Here is a 20,286-nt window from a genome sequence, read left to right as displayed (position 1 = left end):
GTCATCGCGGCGTCGATGGCCGAGAGCAGAAGGCTCGAACCGCCCCGGTTCGGGCCTTTTTTCCGCTCTAGCGCTTGAGGAAGCCCACCGGATTGCCGGAGATGAGGCCGGCGACATCGACGAGCGCGCGGGGCAGCTCCAGCCCGCCGGGGGCGGCGAGATAGACCGGGGTCCAGACCGGGCCGAACTTCTGCTTGAAGGCGCGCAAGCCCTCGAAATTGAAGAATTCGTCGCCGCGGCGGTAGATGAAGGTGCCCATCCGGTTCCAGGTCGAGGCGAGGGGATGGTCGGCGAGGCCAGAGAGCGGGGCGGCGCCGAGGTTGAACCAGGTGTATCCCTCGGACTGGCCGTAGAGGATGAGATGGGCGAAGAGCGCGTCCATCAGCACCTTGGAGACGTCCGGGCGGTAGCGCATCAGGTCGACGGAGATCTCGTTCTTCTCCGCGCCGCGCCAGAGATTGGCGAAGGCGACGATCTGGCCCTCGCGCCGGAGCACGGCGAAATCGAACTCGGCAAGGTAGACGGGGTCGAACCGGCCGAGCGAGAAGCCCTTTTCCTCGCCGGACTTGAGCGCGAGCCAGGCATCCGAGATCTCGCGGAGCTCGTCCATGTGGGCGGGCACCTCCGCTTTCGGCAGGATGGCGAACTCGAGCCCCTCGCGCGTGGCGCGGCTGAGGGCGGAGCGGGAATCCTGGCGCTCCTTGCCCTTCATGGTGAAGGTGCGGAGATCGACGCGGGCGACCTCGCCGGTCTTGAGGATGGCGAGCCCGAGATCGAGATAGAGCGGCAGACAGTCCGGCGTGACGGCGTAGAAGACGGCGCGCGCGCCCGCGCGGTCGGCCATCTCGGCAAAGCGCCAGACGAGATCGGAGCCCGCGACGGTATCACCCACCGGATCGCCCATGGTTATCCAGCTCCGGCCCGCGACGGCATACATGAGGAACGCGGTCTCGTCCTCGGAGATCATGAAGCGCTTGTCGCCGAGGAGCGCGATGTTGGGGTGGGTCGCCGGGCAGGTCGTGAGGATCTTGCGCACCGCGTCGGGGACATCGACCTGGCCGACGCGCGATTGCATCGGGCGGTTGACCAGCGCGTCGATCCCGAGGGCGAAGAAGACGACGGCCAGCGCGAGCGTTGCCCGCAGGAAGCGCGGCGCGTCGCCATGCCAGGTGAAGACCCACCAGAGCTCGTTGCGGTATTCGACGTTGCGGAAGGCGAAGAAGCCGATGAGCGTGATGCAGATCAGCGTCATCGCGACGACGGCAAGCCAGCCGGAGCCCGGCCGGAAGCTGCTCCAGTCGCCCTTGCGGTAGAAGGCGTCGCGCGAGGTGTAGAGCAGCCCGGCGACGAGGCAGAGTGCCATGGCCTCCTCCCAGTCGAGCCCCTTGAGCAGCGAGAAGGTGGCGCTCGAGAGCAGGAGCACGATCGCGGCGACGCGGGCGAGCGCCATGCGGTTGGCGAGCCCGTGGGCAATGATGAGGAGCAGCAGGCCGACGAGGCTTGCGAGCAGGTGCGAGGTTTCGGCGAAGGGCAGCGGGAAGAAGTTGCGGAGCTCCTCCATCCGGGTGCCTTCGGCGGGCGTGTTGCCCGAGAGCAGCAGGATGACGCCGGAGAGGAAGACGAGCCCGGCGAGCGCCCGGGCCATGAAGGGCCGCACGGTGCGCAGGGCCGAGCGGGAGGCGCGCATCACGGGTTGTTGCAGCCGCCGGCCCTCGAAGAGCGCCAGCGCGATGCCGGCGAGCACGAGCGGCAGGAAGTAGTAGATCACCCGGAAGAGCAGCAGCGCGGCGAAGGCATCGGGGCGGTCGCCGGCGCCGAGGCCGATGAGGATCGTGGCCTCGAGCACGCCGAGCCCGCCGGGCACATGGCTTGCCGAGCCGGCGGTGACCGCGACGATGAAGATCGCGACGAAGACCGCGAAGCCGGGCGTGAGATCGGCCGGCAGCAGGACATAGAGCACGCCCGCCGCGGCGGAAATATCGAGCATGCCCACGAACATGAGGAAAAGCGCGCCGGGCCCGGAGGGCAACGGCATGCTCCAGCGGAAGGCGGATACGCGCTGCCGCGAGCGCCAGAGCCAGGCGATGAGCCCGACGAGCGAGAGGAGCACCGCGACACCGAGCATCCGGTCGAGGAGCGGCGACAGATCGCGCAGGAGCGGCAGGCCATGCGGGTCGAAGATGAGCGCAACCCCGAAGAGCGCGCCGATCCCGAGCCAGACGGAGGCGAAGGAAATGCCGACGACGCGGCCGACATCGGCCGCATCGAGCCCGGCGGATGCATAGATCCGGTAGCGCACCGGCCCGCCGACGAAGAGGTGGAAGCCGAGCGTGTTCGAGAGCGCATAGCCGGTCATGCCGGCGAAGGCGGCGACCCGTGCAGGCACCTTTCCCGGCGCGACGCAGCGCACGGCGAGGATGTCGTAGAGCGCCATGCCGCAGTAGCTTGCGAGGGTGAGGCCGAGGGCGAGCGCGATGTGGGAATCCGGGGTCGCGAGCACGGCGGCGCGGATCTGGGCGAGGTTCACCTCGCCGGAGATCCGGTGGATCACGAAGGCGGCGAGCGCCATGATGGCCGCGGCGGCGATGGGCCAGACCACTTCGGTGCGCAGGAGGCGCGGCAGCAGGTGCCGGCGTTCGGGCGTGGGGTCGATCCGGTCGGTCAGGGTGCGATCCTCAAAGTCTCCGGCCCGTCATGCGGGGCCCGTGCAGGCGCCTTCCGGCTGAATTTGTCGTGGCCCCATTCTCTCAGGATTGGCTTCGCTTCCCAAGGGCCGGGCTCCTCATCCGTCGGAAGAACCGCGACAACTGCGCTGCCTGTGGCCGATCTGCACCGCAGGCGCAAGAGGCCACGGCCGCCGGGCGGTGGCCGGGCGGGGCCGCGCCACCGGCCTGCGCAATCGGCGCGCAGTTTCTACCCATGGCTGAAAATTTGATCGCCCTCCGCCGTGGCCTGATCCGCCGCGGTGCAAGGGGCTGGACGGAATGCTGCAATTGCGCTCTATTGCCGCGGTGCGGACGTCCGAGCCTTCCGTCCGCCTGGCGCGGGCGGGTCCGGTTGCGGCCGCGGGGGACCTAGGGACAATCCGGGTAGAGGGTGCGTGTCAGCGGCGGATAATACACGGAACGGTCAGGCTGCGCTCGAGGTGCGGGACCTTCGCAAGAGCTTCGGCGAGCACGAGGTTCTCAAGGGCATCTCGCTCACCGCCCGCGACCGCGACGTTGTTGCCATCCTCGGCTCCTCCGGTTCGGGGAAATCGACCTTCCTGCGCTGCATCAACCTCCTCGAGATGCCGTCGGGCGGCGAGGTCAGGGTGAAGGGCGAGCTCATCGAGATGACCACCCGGCGCGGCCGGCCGGCGCCTGCCAGCATGAAGCAGGTGGACCGCATCCGGGCAAAGCTTGCCATGGTCTTCCAGCAGTTCAATCTCTGGCAGCACATGACCGTGCTCGAGAACGTCACCGCGGGCCAGATCCATGTGCTCGGCCGCAGCAAGGCCGAGGCGGTGGAGAAGGCCGAGGCGATGCTCGCCAAGGTCGGGGTCGCGGAGAAGCGCGGGCATTACCCGAGCCAGCTTTCGGGCGGGCAGCAGCAGCGCGTGGCGATCGCGCGGGCGCTGGCGATGGACCCCGAGGTCATGCTCTTCGACGAGCCGACCTCCGCGCTCGATCCCGAACTGGTCAACGAGGTGCTGCGCGTGATGCGGGGCCTCGCCGAGGAGGGGCGCACGATGCTCGTCGTCACCCACGAGATCGGGTTCGCGCGCGAGGCGGCGAACCGGGTCATGTTCCTGCATCAGGGGCTGGTCGAGGACGAGGGCGAGCCGCGCGCGCTTCTTGCCAACCCCAATTCCGAACGGTTCCGGCAGTTCCTGTCCGGCAGCCTCAAGTAGTCGCGTTCCCGCGGGGCGCCGGAGCTGTGCCGCGCGGGCCAATCCAAGGACGATAGCCGCCCATGTATCAGGCCCTGAAGACATTTCTCGCCGCCTCCGCCCTCACGCTCACCGCCGCCCTGCCCGCGCTCGCGCAGGAGACGCTGGTGATCGGGACCGAGGCCTCCTACAAGCCCTTTGCCTGGGTGCTGCCTTCGGGGGAGCTGACGGGCTTCGACATCGACATCACGAAGGCGCTCTGCGCGGAGATGCAGGTTACCTGCGAGATTTCCAACCAGAGCTATGACGGGCTGATCCCGGCGCTCAATGCCGGGAAGATCGACGCCATCATCGCCTCGATGTTCATCACCGCAGACCGCCTGAAGGCGATCGATTTCGCCGGCCCCTATTACGTGACCCCCGGCCTCTTCATCGGGCCGAAGGACAGCGATCTGGAGCTGACCGAAGAGGGGCTCAAGAAGAAGTACATCGGCGTGCAGCGCGGCTCGACCATGGCCGACTATGTCGAGCAGAAGCTGCCGGACGCGCGGGTGCAGTATTACGACACGTTCGATGCGGCGACGCTCGATCTGGTGAGCAACCGGATCGATCTCGTCTTCGCCGATTCGGTGGTGGTCGACGAATTTCTCGCCTCTCCCGACGGCGAAACCTTCGCCCAGGTCGGCACGCCGGTCTTCGATCCGCTGCTCGGCGAGGGTGCGGGGATCGGGCTGCGCCAGGGCGAGACGGAGCTGAAGCAGAAGTTCGACGAGGCGCTCGCCGCGATCATCGCCTCGGGCCAGTATGCCGAGATCAACAAGAAATACATGAGTTCGGACATCTCTCCGAAGTGAGCCGGCCACCGGCGGGCCGGGGCGGCCCGCCGGGGCGAGACGCGAAGGGACGGGCATGGATTCGGTGATCGAGTATCTGCCGCTGCTGTTGCAGGGTCTCCGGACCACGCTGCTGCTTGCGGTCTCGACCGCGGTGCTCGGCCTCGCGCTCGGGATGCTGCTCGCGCTCGCGAAGCTCTCGCGGCATGGCTGGCTGCGGGCGCCCGTCTTCGCGATCACCAATTTCCTGCGCGGCATTCCGGAATTCCTGGTGCTGCTGGTGATCTATTTCGGCGGCACGCAGCTTCTCGGCGCGCTCCTGCCCGGCGCAGGCCTCGAGATGGGACCGTTTGCCGCCGGCCTGACCGCGCTGACGCTCGTTTTCGGCGCCTATGCCTCGGAGACCTTCCGCGCCGCGTTTCTCTCGGTGCCGAAGGGGCAGATCGAGGCCGGGCGCGCCTACGGCTTCAACGCCTGGCAGTGTTTCCGCCACATCCAGCTGCCGCAGATCTGGCGGGTCGCGATCCCCGGGCTCGGCAATCTCTGGCAGGGATCGGTGAAGGATACCGCGCTGGTCTCCATCGTCGGGCTCGACGACCTGATGCGGAAGTCGAGCCAGGCGGCGCAGTCGACACGGGAGCCCTTCACCTTCTATCTCGTGGCCTCGCTGATGTTTCTCGTCATCACGGTCGTCTCGATGTGGATCATCGCCGCGCTGGAGCGGCGCGCGAGCCGCGGCATGACGGAGATGCGCTGAGATGGAGGTCTTCACCGGCATCCTCGCCCGCTACGGGATGGCTTTCCTCTCCGGCACCTGGCTCACCGTGCAGCTGGTGACGCTCTCGGCGCTCATCGGTTTCCTGCTGGCGATCCCGGTCGCGCTCGGGCGGCTCTCGGAGAACCGGCTGGTGGCGGGGATCGCCGGGGCCTATTCGCTGTTCTTCCGCGGCACGCCGCTGCTGGTGCAGATCTTCCTGATCTATTTCGGGCTCGGGCAGTTCGATGTCGTGCGCGACTCGATCCTCTGGCCGTTCCTGCGCGAGGCGTATGTCTGCGCGCTCATCACCTTCGTGCTCAACACCGCGGCCTATTCGGGCGAGATCGTGCGGGGCGGCATCCTCGCGGTCCCCAGGGGCGAGATCGAGGCGGCGCGGGCCTGCGGCATGACGGTGTGGCAGTGCTACCGGCTGGTGATCCTGCCGCGCGCCTTCTCGATCTGCCTGCCGGCCTATTCGAACGAGGTCATCATCCTGATGAAGGGCACCTCGCTGGCCTCGACGATCACGCTCCTCGAGCTCATGGGCGTGGCCCGGCTGGCGGCCTCCTCGACCTACCAGCCGATCCAGGTCTTCGCGATCGCGGGCGTGATCTATTACCTCCTCACACTCGTCATCAGCTGGATCTTCCGGATGCTCGAGGCCCATTACAACCGCTACATCCTCGAGGCGCGCTGAGGCGCCCCCCCCCCCCCCCGCTCAGAGGAGGGAGTCGAGCAGCAGGCTCGTCTCGCTGTTGAGCACGCCCGGGATATCGCGGATCACCCGCAGCACCCGGTCGAAATCGCGCAGGTCCGCGGCACGGATCTCCGCCACCAGATCCCAGGCGCCGTTGGTGGAGTGGAGCGAGGCCACCTCGGGGATGGCGCGGAGCGCGCGAATCACCTGGCGCGACAGGCTGCCCTGAAGCTCGACCATCATCACCGCGCGCACAGCGGCCTCCTCGGCGGTGCGGGTGAGGATGGTGAACTTGCGGATCGTGCCCTCGGCGATCAGGCGTTCGAGCCGGGTGGAGACGGTGGTGCGGCTGAGCTTCAGCCGCTCGGCCAGCGCCGTCACCGGCAGGCGGGCATCCTCGGTGAGCGCGGCGAGGATGCGGCGGTCGGTCTCGGAGAGCTCTGGCATCGCGGATTGCTCATGATGACGGGTCTGGATCGTCATATTGTAGGATCTGTCGCGAAATTTGTCCAATCTGCCGCTTCCTTGTGAACAGCGGCAGCTGTCACATTCCCTGATGGAAGAGTTTTCCCGGAGAGAGCGCCTGTGACACGTGTGAACCATTGCCGGCTTTTGGGCGCCCCCGTTGGGTCGGGCGCCGGGGTGCGCGGGTGCGAGCTGGGCCCGGCGGCGCTGCGGCAGGCAGGGCTGGCGGACGCGCTGCGGGCGCGGGGCTGGCAGGTCACGGATCTGGGCGATGCGCGGCCCGAACCGGGGCCGCTCAGCCATCCGGCAAACCCGGCGCTGCGGTATTTCTCCGAGACCACGGCCTGGATCCGCGGCATCGGGAGGGCTGCACAGACGGCTGGGCGGGATGGCGCGCTGCCGGTGTTTCTGGGGGGCGATCACGCGCTTTCCGCCGCCACGGTGCCGGCGATGGCGCGGCGCGCGCGCGCGGGCGGGCGGCCGCTCTTCGTGCTCTGGCTCGATGCGCATCCCGATTTTCACACGCTGGACAGCTCGACAAGCGGCAATCTGCACGGCACGCCGGTGGCCTATTTCACCGGAGCGGCCGGTTTTACCGGCTTTCCGCCGCTGCGCGATGCGGTCGCGCCCAGGCGGGTCTGCATGATGGGGCTGCGCTCGATCGACGCGGATGAGGCGGCGCGGCTCGCCGGCTCGGGAATCGCGGCGCTTCGCATGGGGGCGCTCCGGCGGGCCGGGGTCACGGCGCCGCTCGAACGCTTTCTCGACCGGGTCGCCGCCGAGGACGGCGATCTGCATGTGAGCCTCGATGCGGATTTCCTCGACCCAAGGCTCGCGCCCGCGGTCGGGACGGCGGTTCCGGGTGGCGCAACGCTGGAAGAGGCGGGCCGCATCGCCGCGCTGCTCGGCGAAAGCGGCCGTGTGACCTCGCTCGATCTCGTCGAACTCAACCCGCGCCTCGCAGCGGCCCGGCGAACCGCGGCGCTGCTCATCGCGCTCGCCGCCGACATCCTGCCGCCCTGCCCCGAGGCGCTGCGGCACACAGGGAGCTGACTGCCATGAACGACATGACCCTTTCCCCTGCATCGGCCGAGGCGCTGGCCCCCTCGGCGCTCGCCATGGTGCCCTTCGTTTCGGTCGGGGACATGATGCGGCTGGTGAACGCCGCAGGGATCGAGACGGTGCTGCGCGATCTCGCCGCCTATATCGAGGCCGATTTCCGGCGCTGGCCGGAGTTCGACAAGACGCCGCGCATCGCCAGCCATTCGCGCGAGGGGGTGATCGAGCTCATGCCGACGGCGGATGCCGAGACCTACGGCTTCAAGTATGTGAACGGGCATCCGGGGAACACCCGCACCGGGCATCAGACGGTGACGGCCTTCGGGATGCTCGCCGCGGTCGCGACCGGCTATCCGCTGCTTCTGAGCGAAATGACGCTGCTGACCGCGCTGCGCACCGCGGCGACCTCGGCGCTCGCCGGGCGGCTGCTTGCGCCCGAGGGGGCGGAGGTGATGGCGCTGATCGGGAATGGCGCGCAGTGCGAGTTTCAGGCGCTGGCTTTCCGCGCGCTCTGCGGCATCGGCACGGTGCGGCTCTTCGACATCGACCCGGCGGCGACGGCAAAGGCAGCGCGGAACCTGCGGGCGCAGGGGTTCGAGGTGGTCTGCTGCCGCAGCGCCGAGGCGGCGGTGGAAGGCGCGCAGGTCCTGACGACCTGCACCGCGGACAAGCAGTATGCGACGATCCTGACCGACAACATGGTCGGCGCTGGCATCCATATCAACGCGATCGGCGGCGACTGTCCGGGCAAGACCGAGCTGCATCCGGACATCCTGCGCCGCGCGGCAATCTTCGTCGAATATCCGCCGCAGACCAGGGTGGAGGGCGAGATCCAGCAGCTGGCGCCGGATCATCCCGTGACGGAGCTCTGGGAGGTCCTCGCCGGCCGGGCGGAGGGGCGATGCGATGCCCGCCAGATCACCCTTTTCGACAGCGTGGGCTTCGCGATCGAGGATTTCTCGGCGCTGCGCTACGTGCTCGACCGGGTGCGGGCGGGTGCGGCGCATCTGCCCCTCGACATGCTCGCGGACCCGGACGATCCGCGCGATCTCTTCGGGATGCTCCGGCGCGCCGGAGCGGCAGGCCCGGCCAGCGCCGTTTCAGGGCGAGACGCCCCCTGACACAGGATTTCGGCGCGGTCAGCCGAGCGGGACGACCCGGATCTCCCCCCCCTGGGCGGAGAGGGCGATCTCGCCGCGCTTGAGGCGCAGCGCATCCTTGCCGAAGACCTCCATCCGCCAGCCCTCGAGCGCGGGGACGTCGGGATCGTCCTCGGAGGCGAGCCGGTCGAGATCGGCGGAGGAGGCGACCAGACGCTGGGCGACGCCCTCGGCATCGGCGCGGGCCTTGAGCAGCACGCGAAGCAGCTCGGACAGTGCCTCGCTGCCGGGCTTGCGCGCCGGCGCCTCGCGCGGAGCCGGGATCTCGCTTTTCGGCAGGGCCTTGGCTGCGGCAATCGCGGCGAGGATGCCATCGGCGATGTCACCCTTGCGGGCCTCGCGCAGCAGCAGCCGCGACTTGCCGAGCTCGTCAAGGCTCGCCGGGCGGTTGGCGGCGAGCTCGAGCAGCGCGTCGTCCTTGAAGATCCTGTTGCGCGGCACGTTGCGGCTCTGGGCCGCGGTCTCGCGGAAGCGGGCGAGCTCCTTGAGAGCGGCGAGGAACTTCGGCGCCGCGGAGCGGGTCTTCACCCGCATCCAGGCCTCGTCGGGGTCGGTGCGGTAGGTCTCGGGGTCCATGAGGACGGCGAGCTCTTCCTCGACCCAGGCGGCGCGGCCGCTCTTCTTCAGGCGCGCGGCGAGTGATTCGTAGATCTGACGCAGGTGGGTCACATCGGCGATGGCATAGGTCTTCTGCGCGTCGCTGAGCGGGCGGTGGCTCCAGTCGGTAAAGCGCGAGGACTTGTCGATGCTGGCATTGGCAATGCGGCGGACAAGGGTTTCATATCCAACCTGATCGCCGTAGCCGCAGACCATCGCCGCGACCTGGGTGTCGAAGAAGGGTTTCGGCAGCACGCCCGCGTTCACCTGGAAGATCTCGAGATCCTGGCGCGCGGCGTGGAAGACCTTGACGATGCTCTCGTCGCGGAAGAGCTCGTAGAGCGGCTCGAGCGAGAGGCCCTCGGCCAGCGCATCGATCAGCACCGCGGTTTCGGGGCCCTTGCCCGGCCGGGCGAGCTGCACGAGGCAGAGCTGGGCATAGTAGGTCCGCTCGCGGAGAAACTCCGTATCCACGGTGACATAGGGGGATCCGGCGCAGCTGCGGCAGAATTCGGCAAGGGTCTCGGTATCGGATATCAGGTCCAAGGGGCGCTCCAGCAGGGATCATCGGGCACCGGGCTCGAAAATTCCCAAGCTGCCTGCGCCGCAAGAGGTCTCCGCCTTGGCCGGACCGGCTGCGAAAACCGGGAGGTTACAAGCGGATACCACTCTTGGGACGTTCTTCTGACACATGTCGCGGCCCAAGGCAAACGGGGACTTGGGCGATGAGCGGGGATCTTACTTGCGGCGCCGGTGCTCCTCCAGCCGGGGCATGATCTCGACGAAGTTGCAGGGCGGGTGGCGGTAGTCGAGCTGGGGGGCGAGGATCTCGTCCCAGCCGTCCTTGCAGGCGCCGGGCGAGCCCGGCAGCGCGAAGAGATAGGTGCCGCCCGCAACCCCGGCGCAGGCCCGGCTCTGGATCGCCGAGGTGCCGATCTTGCCGAAGGAGACCATGGTGAAGAGCGTGCCGAAGGCCGGGATCGCCTTCTCGTAGACCGCCTCGTGGGCCTCGACGGTGACGTCGCGGCCCGTGAGCCCGGTGCCGCCGGTGGAGATCACGGCGTCGATCCCCGGATCGCGGATCCAGTCGCGCAGCTTGGCGACGATCTGCGCCTTCTCGTCGCGGAGGATGGCGCGGTCGGCGAGCAGGTGGCCGGCCTTCGCGATCCGGTCGCAGAGCAGGTCGCCCGAGCGATCGTCGGCGAAGGTGCGGGTGTCGGAGACCGTGAGCACGGCGATGCGCACCGGCACGAAGTGGCGTTCGGAACGGTCGGACATGGCGCTTACCCCTGCCGCATGCAGGCGAGGCGCAGGGCGAGCACGCCGAAGATCGTGGCCGAGACCCGGTTCACCCAGCGCTCGAACCTGGCCGAGCCCATCAGCGTCCGCCCTGCCCCGCCCGCCAGCATGCCCGCCCCCGCCGTGACGATGAAGCCGCCGGTGGAGAGCACGAGGCCGAAGACGAGGAACTGACCGAGGACGGATCCCGCTCCGGGGTCGACAAACTGGGGAATGAACGCGAGCACGAAGAGAATGACCTTCGGGTTGGTGAGGTTGACGAGGATCGCCTGGCGGAAGGCGGTGCGCGAGGAAACCGCGGCGGCGACATGGTGCTGGCCCGGCGGAGCGTTGAGGGTGGTCCAGGCGATGCGGAGCAGGTAGGCGACGCCGATCCAGCGGATGAGGCCGAAGAGGCCGGGATGGAGGGCTACGAGCGCGCCGAGGCCGAGCCCCGCGAGCGTCACATGGACCATCGCCCCGGTGCAGATGCCGAGGCTCGCCGCGGCAGCCGCGCGCGGTCCGCCCCGGAGCCCCTGGCCGACGCAGAAGAGCATGTCGGGGCCGGGGGTGAAGTTGAGCGCGAGGCTTGCGGGCACGAAGGCGAGCAGCACGAGCGGGTCCATGCCGAAGATCATGGGCGGAGCAGCCTTTCCTGGACATGCAGCAGATCGGCCCAGGCGGCGCGCTTCTTCTCGGGATCGCGCAGGAGGGCGGCGGGGTGGAACATCGGCATGGCCGGGATGCCGCGGCACTCGGTCCAGGTGCCGCGGAGCCGGGTGATGCCGGTGGTGGTCTCGAGCAGGGTCTTGGCGGCGGCATTGCCCATGAGGATGAGCACCTGCGGCTTTGCCAGCGCGATGTGGCGGTGGAGGAAGGGCAGCAGCATGGCGATCTCGTCCCCCGAGGGGTCACGGTTCTGCGGCGGCCGCCAGGGCAGGACATTGGTGATGTAGGCCGCGCGCTCCGGCTCCTTGGCCTGGCGCGAGAGGCCGATGGCGGCGAGCATGCGGTCGAGGAGCTGGCCCGATCGGCCGACGAAGGGAAGGCCGAGGCGGTCCTCGTCACGGCCGGGCGCCTCGCCCACGATCATCACCCGCGCCGCCGGATTGCCATCAGCGAAGACGGTCGATTTCGCACCCTTCTTGAGCCCGCACTCCTCGAAGGCCTCGAGCGTCGCGCGAAGGCTGGCAAGATCGGGGCAGGATGCAACGAGCGCGGCGGTATCGGGGCGCTCCGCCGCGCCGGGCAGCGGCGGGGCTTCGCTGGCAGCGGGGTCGGCGCGGCGGGCCGCGGCCGCGGGGCGCGGGGGTGGCGGCGTCTCGACGGCCTCGAAGCGGTTCACCGGTGCCTCGCCGATCGCCTCGTCGGCCCCGAGCTCGAGGAGCCAGGCCAGCGCGGCCAGGTCGGCGTCAAAGGTGTCGGATTCGAGGCTCAAGGCGAGGCTCCGCTGCGGTTCGGTGCCGAGGATAGGCGGGGCCGGGGCGAGATGCCAGAGGGCGCGAGGGGCCTGTGATCCGCGGCACGAGCCTGTATGAGTCGGACAGGCGATTCGCGGCGGAAAGAGGCGGCCATGAGTGACGGGGTGGAGACGGCGGGGCTGACGCAGCTCGGGCAGACGACGGGGCTTCCCGAGAGCCCGGAGGCGGCGGTGCTGGAGCGGGTGCCGAATCCGCAGGCGGACGTGGCCTATTGCGTGCGCTTCACCGCGCCGGAGTTCACCTCGCTCTGCCCGATCACCGGCCAGCCGGATTTCGCGCATCTCGTCATCGACTACGTGCCCGGCGCCTGGCTGGTGGAGAGCAAGTCGCTGAAGCTCTTTCTCGGCTCGTTCCGCAACCATGGCGCCTTTCACGAGGACTGCACGGTCGCGATCGCCAGGCGACTGATAGCGCTGCTCGACCCGGCCTGGCTCCGGATCGGGGGCTACTGGTATCCGCGCGGCGGCATCCCGATCGACGTGTTCTTCCAGACCGGCCCGGTGCCCGAGGGCGTCTGGCTCCCGGACCAAGGCGTCCCCCCCTACCGCGGCCGGGGCTGAGGCGGGGCCTTCCGTCCGGGCGCATGGCGCGCCGGGCTAGACGGAGCAGAGCGATCCGCCGAACAAGTGCGCGCACGGCCACCGCTCGAGGCGCCCGAAGAAGTGGCCTTTCAGGGCAGCTGCCAAGAAAAACATGCCCATCTTCGTCGACGCTATGGTCAGCCCGATAGGCAGCCAGCCGTCCTGCATCAGGATCGTGGGTGCGGAGACGAACATGAGACGATGATGCCGGTTTCTCCCGGTTTCCCGCGGCAGGGCCGGCCTCGACGAGGCGCGCCGGGCGGGTGGCATGGGCGGCCATGGCGAGCGGCGGGGTGATGGCGTCCTTCAGCGCGATCGAGGGTCGGTTATCCCTCCGGCCGGCTGGCGCCGTTTCCGGCCTGTACGGGAAATCTCGCAGCAAATCGGGCAGCGGCGCGCGATAAATCGGGCCATTTCGCCGGAAAGGCGGCCATCCGACAGCCTCATGACAGCAAGCTGGTGTGTTGTGCCCGGGTGATGTCCGGCTGAACCGGTCCAAATGGGGAGATGAAGATGCAACTGAACGGAATGCTCTATGGCGGAAAGCTGCTCGACCATGTCGGGTTCCCGCGCTCGGAGGTTCTGGGGCCCGATGCGTCAGAGGACCAGATCCAGGCCCTGATCGACCGGCATCGGCTGATCTTCATCAAGCCGGTGTTCCGGGGCGGGGTTGGCAAGAAGGGCAAGGCCGGGCTCGTCGGCACGGCGCGGACGCTGAACGAGGCGCTGGCCGAGAAGGAGCGGCTCTATTTCGCCGAGCACCGCCACGGCAATGCCACGGCCAAGGCGAACGGCGTGACCTTCGAGGCCGGCATTCCCGCCGAGCACGAGGTCTATTTCTCCATCACCGATGACACCCGGTATCGCGCGCCCACAATGACGCTGACCCATCGCGGCGGCATGGACATCGAGGATCTGCCGAAATCCGACGTGGCGACGATCCCCTTCGAGGCGCTGACCGGGCTCAAGGCCTTCGTGGTGGCCAATGCGCTCACCGACATCGGCGCGCCGAAGGAGATCATCTCGCCGCTGGTGCAGCACCTGCCGAAGCTCTGGGAGCTCGTGCATCACTACGGAATGACCACGCTCGAGCTGAACCCGATCCGGATGCAGCCGGGCAAGGGCGGCCGCCTGACCCCGGTCGCCTGCGATTTCAAGTGCGGGTTTGACCGCGACGACCCGCGCGTCGAGCGCCTCGGCCTGCCGGACCAGCTTTTCGCGGCCGACATCTCGGCTTTCGAGCAGGAAGTGAACCAGCTTCGCACCCATCAGGGCCAGTCGGATGTCTTCGTCATCAATGAAAACGGCACGATCCTCGCCCCGACCTTCGGCGGCGGTGCGAACAGCCTCGTGACCGAGGTGCTGGGCGACGCGGCGATCATCTCGTCCGATTTCGGCGGCAACCCGCCCTACGAGAAGATGAAGGCGGTGGCCTCGATCTGCTACCGGCATTTCCTGAAGCAGACCAACGTGCTGTTCATCATCGGCGGCAAGTCGAACAACACCGACATCCACGAGACCTTCCGCGGCATGGGCGATGCGCTTCGCGAGCATTTCGCCACCCACGGGCCGACCCCGCTCTATGTGGTCGTCGGTCGCGGCGGGCCGAACCTCGTGCGCGGCATGGGAAATCTGGCGGAAACGCTCGACAGCCTCGGCGTGCCCTACCGCTTCTTCGGCTTCGACAGCGCGATTTCCGAGGTCGTGACCCATGCGAGGCGTGTGGACGAATGGATGCGCGCGGGCGGGCGAGAGCAGATCGCCGCGACGCTCGGACTGAAGATCGCGGCAGAATAAGAACAACGGGAGGACGCAATGTATCATCAGGGCATTCAGGGGATACCCTACTACCTCGGCATCCGCTCGCTGGCCGATATCGCAACCCGCGAGGACCGGGTCTGCGTGCTGAACATCATGGGCGGTGAAAGCCGGCAGGTGACGCCGACGAGCCATGCCTTTTCGGGCGGCAATGTGGTCTTCGGCACCTCGCCCGGCCGCGCCGGTCAGGTTCTGAAGACGGCCGCGGGCGACATCCCGGTCTTCAACAACGTGCGCGAAGGGCTCAAGGCCGGGCACGCCTTCAACACCGGCGTCGTCTACCTGCCGCCCTCGGGGGTGCGCGACGGCGTGGCGGAGCTGATCCGGGTCAATCCCGAGCTTCGCAAGGTCATCATCATCACCGAGAAGATCGCGGTGCATGACGCCCGCGAGATCCGCGCGATGGCGCAGGCCAATGGCGTCGACATCATCGGCGGCAACTGTCTCGGCGTCGCGGATTCCTGGAGCCGGGTGCGCATCGGTGGCGCGCTCGGCGGCGACCGGCCGGAGGAATCCCTGCTCAAGGGCTCCATCGCCATCTTTTCGAACTCGGGCGGCTTTACCACCACCATCGCGCAGTATCTCGCGACCGAGGGCTGGGGCACGACCACGCTGGTCTCCTCGGGCAAGGATGTCTACATCCACTACGCCGCGCCGGACTTCGCCCATGCCTTCGCCGCCGACGACCGCTCCCGCGCCGCGGTGCTCTATGCCGAGCCCGGCGGCTATTACGAGCACGGGCTCACCTGGGAGAAGCCGGTCGTCGCCTGTGTCGTCGGGCGCTGGAAATCCAAGCTGACCCGCGCCGTGGGCCATGCCGGCGCCATGGCGGGCTCGGGCGACCGGGCGGAGGACAAGGAGCGCTGGTTCATGGAGGCGTTCGGGGTGGACAGCATCTTCACCCCCGACAACCCGGTGGTCTCGGCGAAGGGCGCGGTTGTCACCAACATCGCCGACATTCCGGCCGCGCTGACCGCGGTCATGGCGATGAACGGGACCGGGCCGGATTTCGCGCCGCGCGGCAATCTCGCGCTCAAGCCCTGGATCGGCAACGCCCAGGGCCTCGAGCTGCCGCCGGAGATCGACATGCCTCTGGTGACGGCGCCCGAGCCCTATGCCGGCCAGATCGCCGCGCTCTCCGACCAGATCGGGGCGGTGATCGCGCGGCAGAACATGAAGGACCGCTCCGGCGCCAGCGTGATGGATTCGAAGACCCAGGTGACGAGCATGCACGGCCATTCGGTGCTCGACCTGGCGCTGCAGCCGCTCGAGGCCTGCTTTGCGCTGCCCCTGGTGCATGAGATCGCGAACGAGAACGACCGCGCGATGCTGGACGTGGCCGTGGCGGCCGAGGTCAATCTCGTCGGTGATCCGATCCTCGTGGCGGCCGATGCCGCGCGCGAGGCCGGCAACGCGCCGAACGCGGTGATGGCTTCGGCGGTGGCGATCGTCGGACCGAAGCGCGTGGAGCGCCCGCTTGCCTGCATCCGCGCGCTGATCGACGCCTTCGCCCATTCCGGGCTCCGGGACGGGCGTGACCAGAGCTTCGATACCTCGAAGATCGTCATGGACGACGCCACGCGGGCGCTCTTTCTCGCCACCGAGGCGGATGCGGACGACCCGCGCCCCGAGGCGATGCTCGCCGCGATCGAGGCCCGCGGCGGCAAGTCGGCGTTCCTCACCTATCTTCAGGGGCTGGGCGGGCGGCTCAATCGCGACGCGATCCTCGCCGCCATCGCCGCGACGATCGCCTGGGGGCCGCTGATGCGCAAGCGCATCTCGCGGCTCACCGCCGAGACCCTGCCCTGGTATCTGCGGCTCTATGGCGTGATGGTCGGCGCGACGATCCCGGGCCAGCACCACCAGTCCGGCGCGCTCTGGGGCATCTCCCGCGAGGAGCGCTTCGGCTCCTGGACGATGGCCGATCTCTGTTTCCTTGCCATGACCGGCAAGAAGCCGACACCGGAGGAGGCGCTGCCCCTCCAGATCCTCGTGGGGCTGCTGATCTCCAACGGGCCGGGCGCGATCTCGGCGCAGGGCGCCAAGGGTGCGGTCTCGGCCGACGGCCCGCAGACGCCCGCGCGCGTGCAGATCAACAAGGGCATGCTGGGCTTTCTCACCCACACCGGCTACAGCCATGGCGGCAACGGCTTCGAGGGCATGGCCTTTCTGCTCGAGCAGTTCCGGGGCACCGGGCTGAAGGACCCCTCCGATCCCGGCCACGGGCTCGATCTGAAGGCGATGGCGACGGAGTTCGCCCGCGGCTATCGCCGCGACAAGAAGGCGGCGAAGGAACTCGGGACGGAGCCGCGCGCGCTCCCCGGCGTTCATCACCCGGTCTTCAAGGGCAAGCCGGTCAACTACGATCCGCGCGAACGCTTCATCGCCGAATACATGGTGAAGAACGATCGCTACAATGTGTTCCACGCCTTCTATCGCGAGCTTGTTCAGGCCCTTCACGAGCAGGGCGCAACGCCCTACGTCTTCTGCGTCAATGTCGATGCGGTGATCGCGGCACTTCTGCTCGCCCTGCTCTGGCCCGACTACCAGAGCGGCCGGCTGGGGGAGCGGGATCTCGAGACCGCTGCCTTCACCGTCTTCCTCTACGGACGGATGATCGGCGCCGCCGCCGAGATCGACGATCATCTCAACCGGGGCCGCAACATGGACACGCGCACCCCCGCCTCAGCTTGTGGATACGTCGTCTGATGGCCAGTTCCGAAACACCAGTGGCCGCCCCGGCCGAGACGCCGCCCGCCACCGCGCCGGTCATCCGCACCATTGCGATGCCGGCCGACACCAACCCCGCCGGCGACATCTTCGGCGGCTGGCTGATGTCGCAGATGGACCTCGCGGCGGGGTCCATCGCGGCGCTGACCTCGCGCGGGCGCAGCGCCACCATCGCGGTGGAGGGCATGATCTTTCATCGCCCCGTCAAGGTCGGCGACGAGGTCTCGCTCTTCACCGATCTCGTCCGGGTCGGGCGGAGCTCGATGCGGATCCACGTCCAGGCCTGGCGGCGCGAGCGGCACCGCCAGGAGAGCGAGAAGGTGACGGAGGCGACCTTCACCTTCGTCGCCCTCGACGAGGCGGGACGGCCGCGCGAGGTCACGGGCTGAGCGCCCGCGATCAGCGGCGCGCCGCCTCGACACCCGCGCCGCCCCCATAGGGTCGCAGCCACGTCACCTGACGTGGCTGCCCACCGCCCCTGTCCCCCGAACGGTCCGTCTCCCCGGCCTCAGGGGGACGGGGGCGGAAAGGTTTGGCGCCAGAGCTCGAGCAGCTGCTCCCGCTTCTGGCGGTCGAGCCCGACCAGCAGCACCGGCGAGAGCGGGATCGGCCGCAACGCATCCGGCGCACCGGGCACGATGGTGAGATAGGTCTCCGCCATCGCCGCCTGCCCCGGATCGGAGAGGAGAAAGTCGATCAGCGCCCCGGCCGGGCCCGGCTCCCGCGCATCCTTCGGGATGAAGGCCGCGCGCGACATGACCAGGGTGTAATCGGAGGGCGACACAACCACGAGATCCGGGTTCCCGGCGGCACGGGCCAGCGCATAGGGGCCGAGCACGTTGTAGGCGATGAGATACCGGCCCCTGGTCACGCCGTCGATGATCTCCGCCGAGCAGCAGGTCGCGACCACATCCGCCCGCGCGAAGGCCTCGATCAGGCTGCCGAAGGTGGTGGCCTGCTGCGAATCGAGAAAGGCGAAGAGATAGCCGACCCCCGAGCGCTCGATGTCATAGGTCGCGACGCGGCCGGCGTAGGTGCCCTCGTCGCGGCGGAGCAGGTCCAGCAGATCGAAGCGCGATTGCGGAGCGTCACCCTCCGGCACGAGGCGGCGGTTGTAGACCATGACCGCCGGTTCGTGCGTGAGCCCGAAGAGCTCGTCGCGCCAGATCCGGTCCGTCGGCAGCCTCGTGGCCAGGGCGGACCGGAACGGCTGGGCACAGCCGTCGTTCACCAGCTTGACCTGCTGATCCATCGAGGAGCTGATGACGAGATCGGAGGGCGTGGCCGCGCCGCGGCAGGCCGCGGCCGCCTGATCGTAGAGATCGTTGGTGTTCCATTGCTCCAGCGTGACCTGTGTGCCGGGCGTCACCGCGACAAAGGCAGACAGCGCCGGGAAGAAGGAATCGATGTCGAGCGCGCCGCGCACCAGGATGTGGAAGGGCGCCTCGGGCGGCCCGAAATGCGCCACGGCCTCCGCCTGTGGCAGCGCCGCGGCGCCGGTCGCCGCGCCGGCGAGACATGCGGCCAGGGCAAGGGCGCGACGGATCATCCGGCCGCTCCGGTGGCGGCGCGCAGCACCAGCGCCGCCTCGAAATGCCCCTTCGCGGTGCGCCCGAAGCGCAGATCGCCGCGATGCGCCACCGCAACGGACTTGACGATGGCAAGGCCGAGCCCGGCGCTGGTCGGCGACACGCCCGAGCTGCGCGCATAGCGCGTCGTCGCATCGGCCCAATCCTCTTCCGGCAGCCCCGGCCCGCAATCCTCGACCGCCAGCACCGCCCAGCCCCGTTCCCGCCGCGCGGTGACGGTGACCGGGGGCGTGCCATGGCGCAGGGCATTGAAGAGCAGGTTCTTGCAGGCTTCCACCAGCGAGAGGGAATCGCCGATGCACCAGACCGGCTCGTCGGGGAGATCGAGCTGGAGCACGTCCTCCGAGGCGAAGAGATCATGATCGGTCTCGTCGGTGGCCTGGATCGCGACCGTCCGGAGATCGAGCCGCGTCCGGGGCGCCGCGTCGGCCCGGTGGATGATGAGCGCGTGGTTCAGCAGCTGGTCGGTCAGCCGGCCGAGGCTCACCGAGCGCTCGTGGATCCGTGCGACGATCGCCCGCTGCCGCGCCGGATCGGATTCCTCCGCGGCGAGCTCGGCCTGGGCGCGGAGCGCGGCGATCGGCGTGCGGAGCTGGTGCGAGGCATCCGCGATCAGCGTCCGCGTGGTCATGTCCTGCCGCCTCAGCCGCTCCATGAAGCGGTTGAGCGTCCGCACCAGACCGCCGATCTCGGAAGGAACCGGGGTCTTGAGCGGGGTGAGATCGGTCGGCGGGCGGCCGGCGATCGAGGCCTCGATCCGGCGCAGCGGGCCGAGGGCGGAGCGCACCGCGAAAGCGGCCAGCGCCGACATCAGGACGCCCGCGAGCGCCATCACGGCGAGCGCGTTCTCGGTGATCTCGCGGGCAAGCCTGTCGCGGGCGCGCGTGGTCTGGCCGACCACGATCGCGGCGGCGCCGGTGAAATCCCGCTCGGCGAAGATGTGTTCGGTCGCCACGAAGCGCGCCGGCTCGCCGGTGATGTCGGCGGAATAGAAGGTGTCGGCGCCGGAGGCCGGACGGGGCAGCGGGTAGCCGGTCACGATCTCGCCGTCTGGGGCGAAGACGGCGTAGACCACGCGGTCCTCGGGGGCGAGCGCCAGCAGCTCGAAGGCGCTGACCGGCAGGTTGACCATCACCCTGCCGTCGCCCAGCGTGGTCGCATCGGCGATCTGCCGGGCCGCGCCGATCAGCAGGCGGTCATAGGTGCGCTGCGCCGCGCTGCGGCCATAGGCGAAGGCCAGGACCGCGACGATCGCCGCACCGACCACCAGCAGCAAGGCAAGCGCCGTCGCGAGCCGCGCCGTGAGCGAGAGGCTGCGCGGGGGATCGGTCGGCGGGGCGGCCGCGGGTCTCGCGCTCATCGGCGGCCCG

The 20,286-nt window shown here is 69.0% G+C and carries 18 protein-coding genes; 10 read left to right on the top strand and 8 right to left on the bottom strand.

Annotated features, from left to right (window positions below; translation table 11 throughout):
- Nucleotides 1-67: 67 nt before the first annotated feature.
- Nucleotides 68-2,599 (bottom strand): bifunctional lysylphosphatidylglycerol flippase/synthetase MprF, encoded by a 2,532-nt coding sequence (mprF, locus tag ACF66B_RS16070; protein ID WP_111429968.1) that lies wholly within the window; start codon nucleotides 2,597-2,599, stop codon nucleotides 68-70.
- Between the two features lie 501 nt (nucleotides 2,600-3,100).
- On the opposite strand from mprF, the gene ACF66B_RS16065 reads away from it, so the two are divergent.
- The 4 genes from ACF66B_RS16065 to ACF66B_RS16050 all read left to right on the top strand — a co-directional run bounded on the left by ACF66B_RS16065 (nucleotide 3,101) and on the right by ACF66B_RS16050 (nucleotide 6,158).
- Complete coding sequence (locus ACF66B_RS16065; RefSeq protein WP_111429969.1) at nucleotides 3,101-3,892, top strand: ATP-binding cassette domain-containing protein; 792 nt, start codon at nucleotides 3,101-3,103, stop codon at nucleotides 3,890-3,892.
- Nucleotides 3,893-3,954: 62 nt separating this feature from the next.
- Nucleotides 3,955-4,725 (top strand): transporter substrate-binding domain-containing protein, encoded by a 771-nt coding sequence (locus ACF66B_RS16060; protein ID WP_111429970.1) that lies wholly within the window; start codon nucleotides 3,955-3,957, stop codon nucleotides 4,723-4,725.
- A 55-nt stretch (nucleotides 4,726-4,780) separates the two neighbouring features.
- Nucleotides 4,781-5,461: an ABC transporter permease subunit gene (locus tag ACF66B_RS16055; protein WP_111429971.1), complete on the top strand. Its 681-nt coding sequence runs from the start codon at nucleotides 4,781-4,783 to the stop codon at nucleotides 5,459-5,461.
- Nucleotide 5,462: 1 nt separating this feature from the next.
- Nucleotides 5,463-6,158, top strand: a complete 696-nt coding sequence (locus tag ACF66B_RS16050) for an ABC transporter permease (protein WP_392663269.1) — start codon at nucleotides 5,463-5,465, stop codon at nucleotides 6,156-6,158.
- 21 nt (nucleotides 6,159-6,179) lie between these two features.
- Here the strand turns inward: ACF66B_RS16050 and ACF66B_RS16045 are convergent, their stop codons facing one another.
- Nucleotides 6,180-6,671 (bottom strand): Lrp/AsnC family transcriptional regulator, encoded by a 492-nt coding sequence (locus tag ACF66B_RS16045; protein WP_392663266.1) that lies wholly within the window; start codon nucleotides 6,669-6,671, stop codon nucleotides 6,180-6,182.
- Between the two features lie 72 nt (nucleotides 6,672-6,743).
- On the opposite strand from ACF66B_RS16045, the gene rocF reads away from it, so the two are divergent.
- Together rocF and ACF66B_RS16035 are read left to right on the top strand one after the other, a co-directional pair.
- Nucleotides 6,744-7,676, top strand: a complete 933-nt coding sequence (gene rocF / locus ACF66B_RS16040; RefSeq protein WP_392663263.1) for an arginase — start codon at nucleotides 6,744-6,746, stop codon at nucleotides 7,674-7,676.
- A gap of 5 nt (nucleotides 7,677-7,681) precedes the next feature.
- Nucleotides 7,682-8,803: an ornithine cyclodeaminase gene (locus ACF66B_RS16035; protein WP_392663261.1), complete on the top strand. Its 1,122-nt coding sequence runs from the start codon at nucleotides 7,682-7,684 to the stop codon at nucleotides 8,801-8,803.
- An 18-nt stretch (nucleotides 8,804-8,821) separates the two neighbouring features.
- Here ACF66B_RS16035 and rnd read toward each other — a convergent pair whose 3' ends face one another.
- From rnd to ACF66B_RS16015, 4 genes are all read right to left on the bottom strand, one after another.
- On the bottom strand, nucleotides 8,822-9,985 hold the full coding sequence (gene rnd, locus ACF66B_RS16030) for a ribonuclease D (protein WP_111430008.1): 1,164 nt from the start codon (nucleotides 9,983-9,985) through the stop codon (nucleotides 8,822-8,824).
- Between the two features lie 192 nt (nucleotides 9,986-10,177).
- A complete protein-coding gene (gene moaB / locus ACF66B_RS16025; RefSeq protein WP_111430009.1) occupies nucleotides 10,178-10,717 on the bottom strand; it encodes a molybdenum cofactor biosynthesis protein B in 540 nt (179 codons plus the stop codon).
- A 5-nt stretch (nucleotides 10,718-10,722) separates the two neighbouring features.
- On the bottom strand, nucleotides 10,723-11,355 hold the full coding sequence (locus tag ACF66B_RS16020) for a LysE family translocator (RefSeq protein ID WP_111430010.1): 633 nt from the start codon (nucleotides 11,353-11,355) through the stop codon (nucleotides 10,723-10,725).
- Nucleotides 11,352-12,155, bottom strand: a complete 804-nt coding sequence (locus ACF66B_RS16015) for a uracil-DNA glycosylase (RefSeq protein WP_111430011.1) — start codon at nucleotides 12,153-12,155, stop codon at nucleotides 11,352-11,354. The genes ACF66B_RS16020 and ACF66B_RS16015 overlap by 4 nt, the downstream gene beginning before the upstream one ends.
- A gap of 135 nt (nucleotides 12,156-12,290) precedes the next feature.
- Between ACF66B_RS16015 and queF the strand changes: the two genes are divergently transcribed.
- The 4 genes from queF (at nucleotide 12,291) to ACF66B_RS15995 (ending at nucleotide 17,716) form a co-directional block, all read left to right on the top strand.
- Nucleotides 12,291-12,758, top strand: a complete 468-nt coding sequence (gene queF / locus ACF66B_RS16010) for a preQ(1) synthase (RefSeq protein WP_111430012.1) — start codon at nucleotides 12,291-12,293, stop codon at nucleotides 12,756-12,758.
- A 534-nt stretch (nucleotides 12,759-13,292) separates the two neighbouring features.
- On the top strand, nucleotides 13,293-14,576 hold the full coding sequence (locus ACF66B_RS16005; protein WP_392663256.1) for an ATP citrate lyase citrate-binding domain-containing protein: 1,284 nt from the start codon (nucleotides 13,293-13,295) through the stop codon (nucleotides 14,574-14,576).
- 18 nt (nucleotides 14,577-14,594) lie between these two features.
- A complete protein-coding gene (locus ACF66B_RS16000) occupies nucleotides 14,595-17,306 on the top strand; it encodes a CoA-binding protein (protein ID WP_111430250.1) in 2,712 nt (903 codons plus the stop codon).
- The gene (locus ACF66B_RS15995; protein WP_111430249.1) at nucleotides 17,306-17,716 is read left to right on the top strand and encodes an acyl-CoA thioesterase; all 411 of its coding nucleotides are present in this window, start codon (nucleotides 17,306-17,308) and stop codon (nucleotides 17,714-17,716) included. The genes ACF66B_RS16000 and ACF66B_RS15995 overlap by 1 nt, the downstream gene beginning before the upstream one ends.
- A gap of 119 nt (nucleotides 17,717-17,835) precedes the next feature.
- Here ACF66B_RS15995 and ACF66B_RS15990 read toward each other — a convergent pair whose 3' ends face one another.
- Both ACF66B_RS15990 and ACF66B_RS15985 read right to left on the bottom strand, forming a co-directional pair.
- Entirely contained in the window at nucleotides 17,836-18,876 is a 1,041-nt protein-coding gene (locus tag ACF66B_RS15990) for an ABC transporter substrate-binding protein (protein ID WP_111430248.1), read from the bottom strand.
- A complete protein-coding gene (locus tag ACF66B_RS15985) occupies nucleotides 18,873-20,276 on the bottom strand; it encodes a sensor histidine kinase (protein ID WP_111430247.1) in 1,404 nt (467 codons plus the stop codon). The genes ACF66B_RS15990 and ACF66B_RS15985 overlap by 4 nt, the downstream gene beginning before the upstream one ends.
- Between the last annotated feature and the right edge of the window lie 10 nt (nucleotides 20,277-20,286).

The organism is Amaricoccus sp. B4 (genome assembly GCF_043226085.1).
Taxonomy (GTDB): domain Bacteria; phylum Pseudomonadota; class Alphaproteobacteria; order Rhodobacterales; family Rhodobacteraceae; genus Amaricoccus.
This window is presented reverse-complemented; position numbering and strand designations above follow the sequence as displayed.

Coding starts and splice junctions, on each gene's coding strand:
- ACF66B_RS16035 (WP_392663261.1), top strand. CDS start 7,682: ATGAACGACATGACCCTTTCCCCTGCATCGGCCGAGGCGCTGGCCCCC.
- ACF66B_RS15985 (WP_111430247.1), bottom strand. CDS start 20,276: ATGAGCGCGAGACCCGCGGCCGCCCCGCCGACCGATCCCCCGCGCAGC.
- ACF66B_RS16055 (WP_111429971.1), top strand. CDS start 4,781: ATGGATTCGGTGATCGAGTATCTGCCGCTGCTGTTGCAGGGTCTCCGG.
- moaB (WP_111430009.1), bottom strand. CDS start 10,717: ATGTCCGACCGTTCCGAACGCCACTTCGTGCCGGTGCGCATCGCCGTG.
- ACF66B_RS15990 (WP_111430248.1), bottom strand. CDS start 18,876: ATGATCCGTCGCGCCCTTGCCCTGGCCGCATGTCTCGCCGGCGCGGCG.
- ACF66B_RS16020 (WP_111430010.1), bottom strand. CDS start 11,355: ATGATCTTCGGCATGGACCCGCTCGTGCTGCTCGCCTTCGTGCCCGCA.
- ACF66B_RS16005 (WP_392663256.1), top strand. CDS start 13,293: ATGCAACTGAACGGAATGCTCTATGGCGGAAAGCTGCTCGACCATGTC.
- ACF66B_RS16050 (WP_392663269.1), top strand. CDS start 5,463: ATGGAGGTCTTCACCGGCATCCTCGCCCGCTACGGGATGGCTTTCCTC.
- ACF66B_RS15995 (WP_111430249.1), top strand. CDS start 17,306: ATGGCCAGTTCCGAAACACCAGTGGCCGCCCCGGCCGAGACGCCGCCC.
- ACF66B_RS16060 (WP_111429970.1), top strand. CDS start 3,955: ATGTATCAGGCCCTGAAGACATTTCTCGCCGCCTCCGCCCTCACGCTC.
- queF (WP_111430012.1), top strand. CDS start 12,291: ATGAGTGACGGGGTGGAGACGGCGGGGCTGACGCAGCTCGGGCAGACG.
- ACF66B_RS16000 (WP_111430250.1), top strand. CDS start 14,595: ATGTATCATCAGGGCATTCAGGGGATACCCTACTACCTCGGCATCCGC.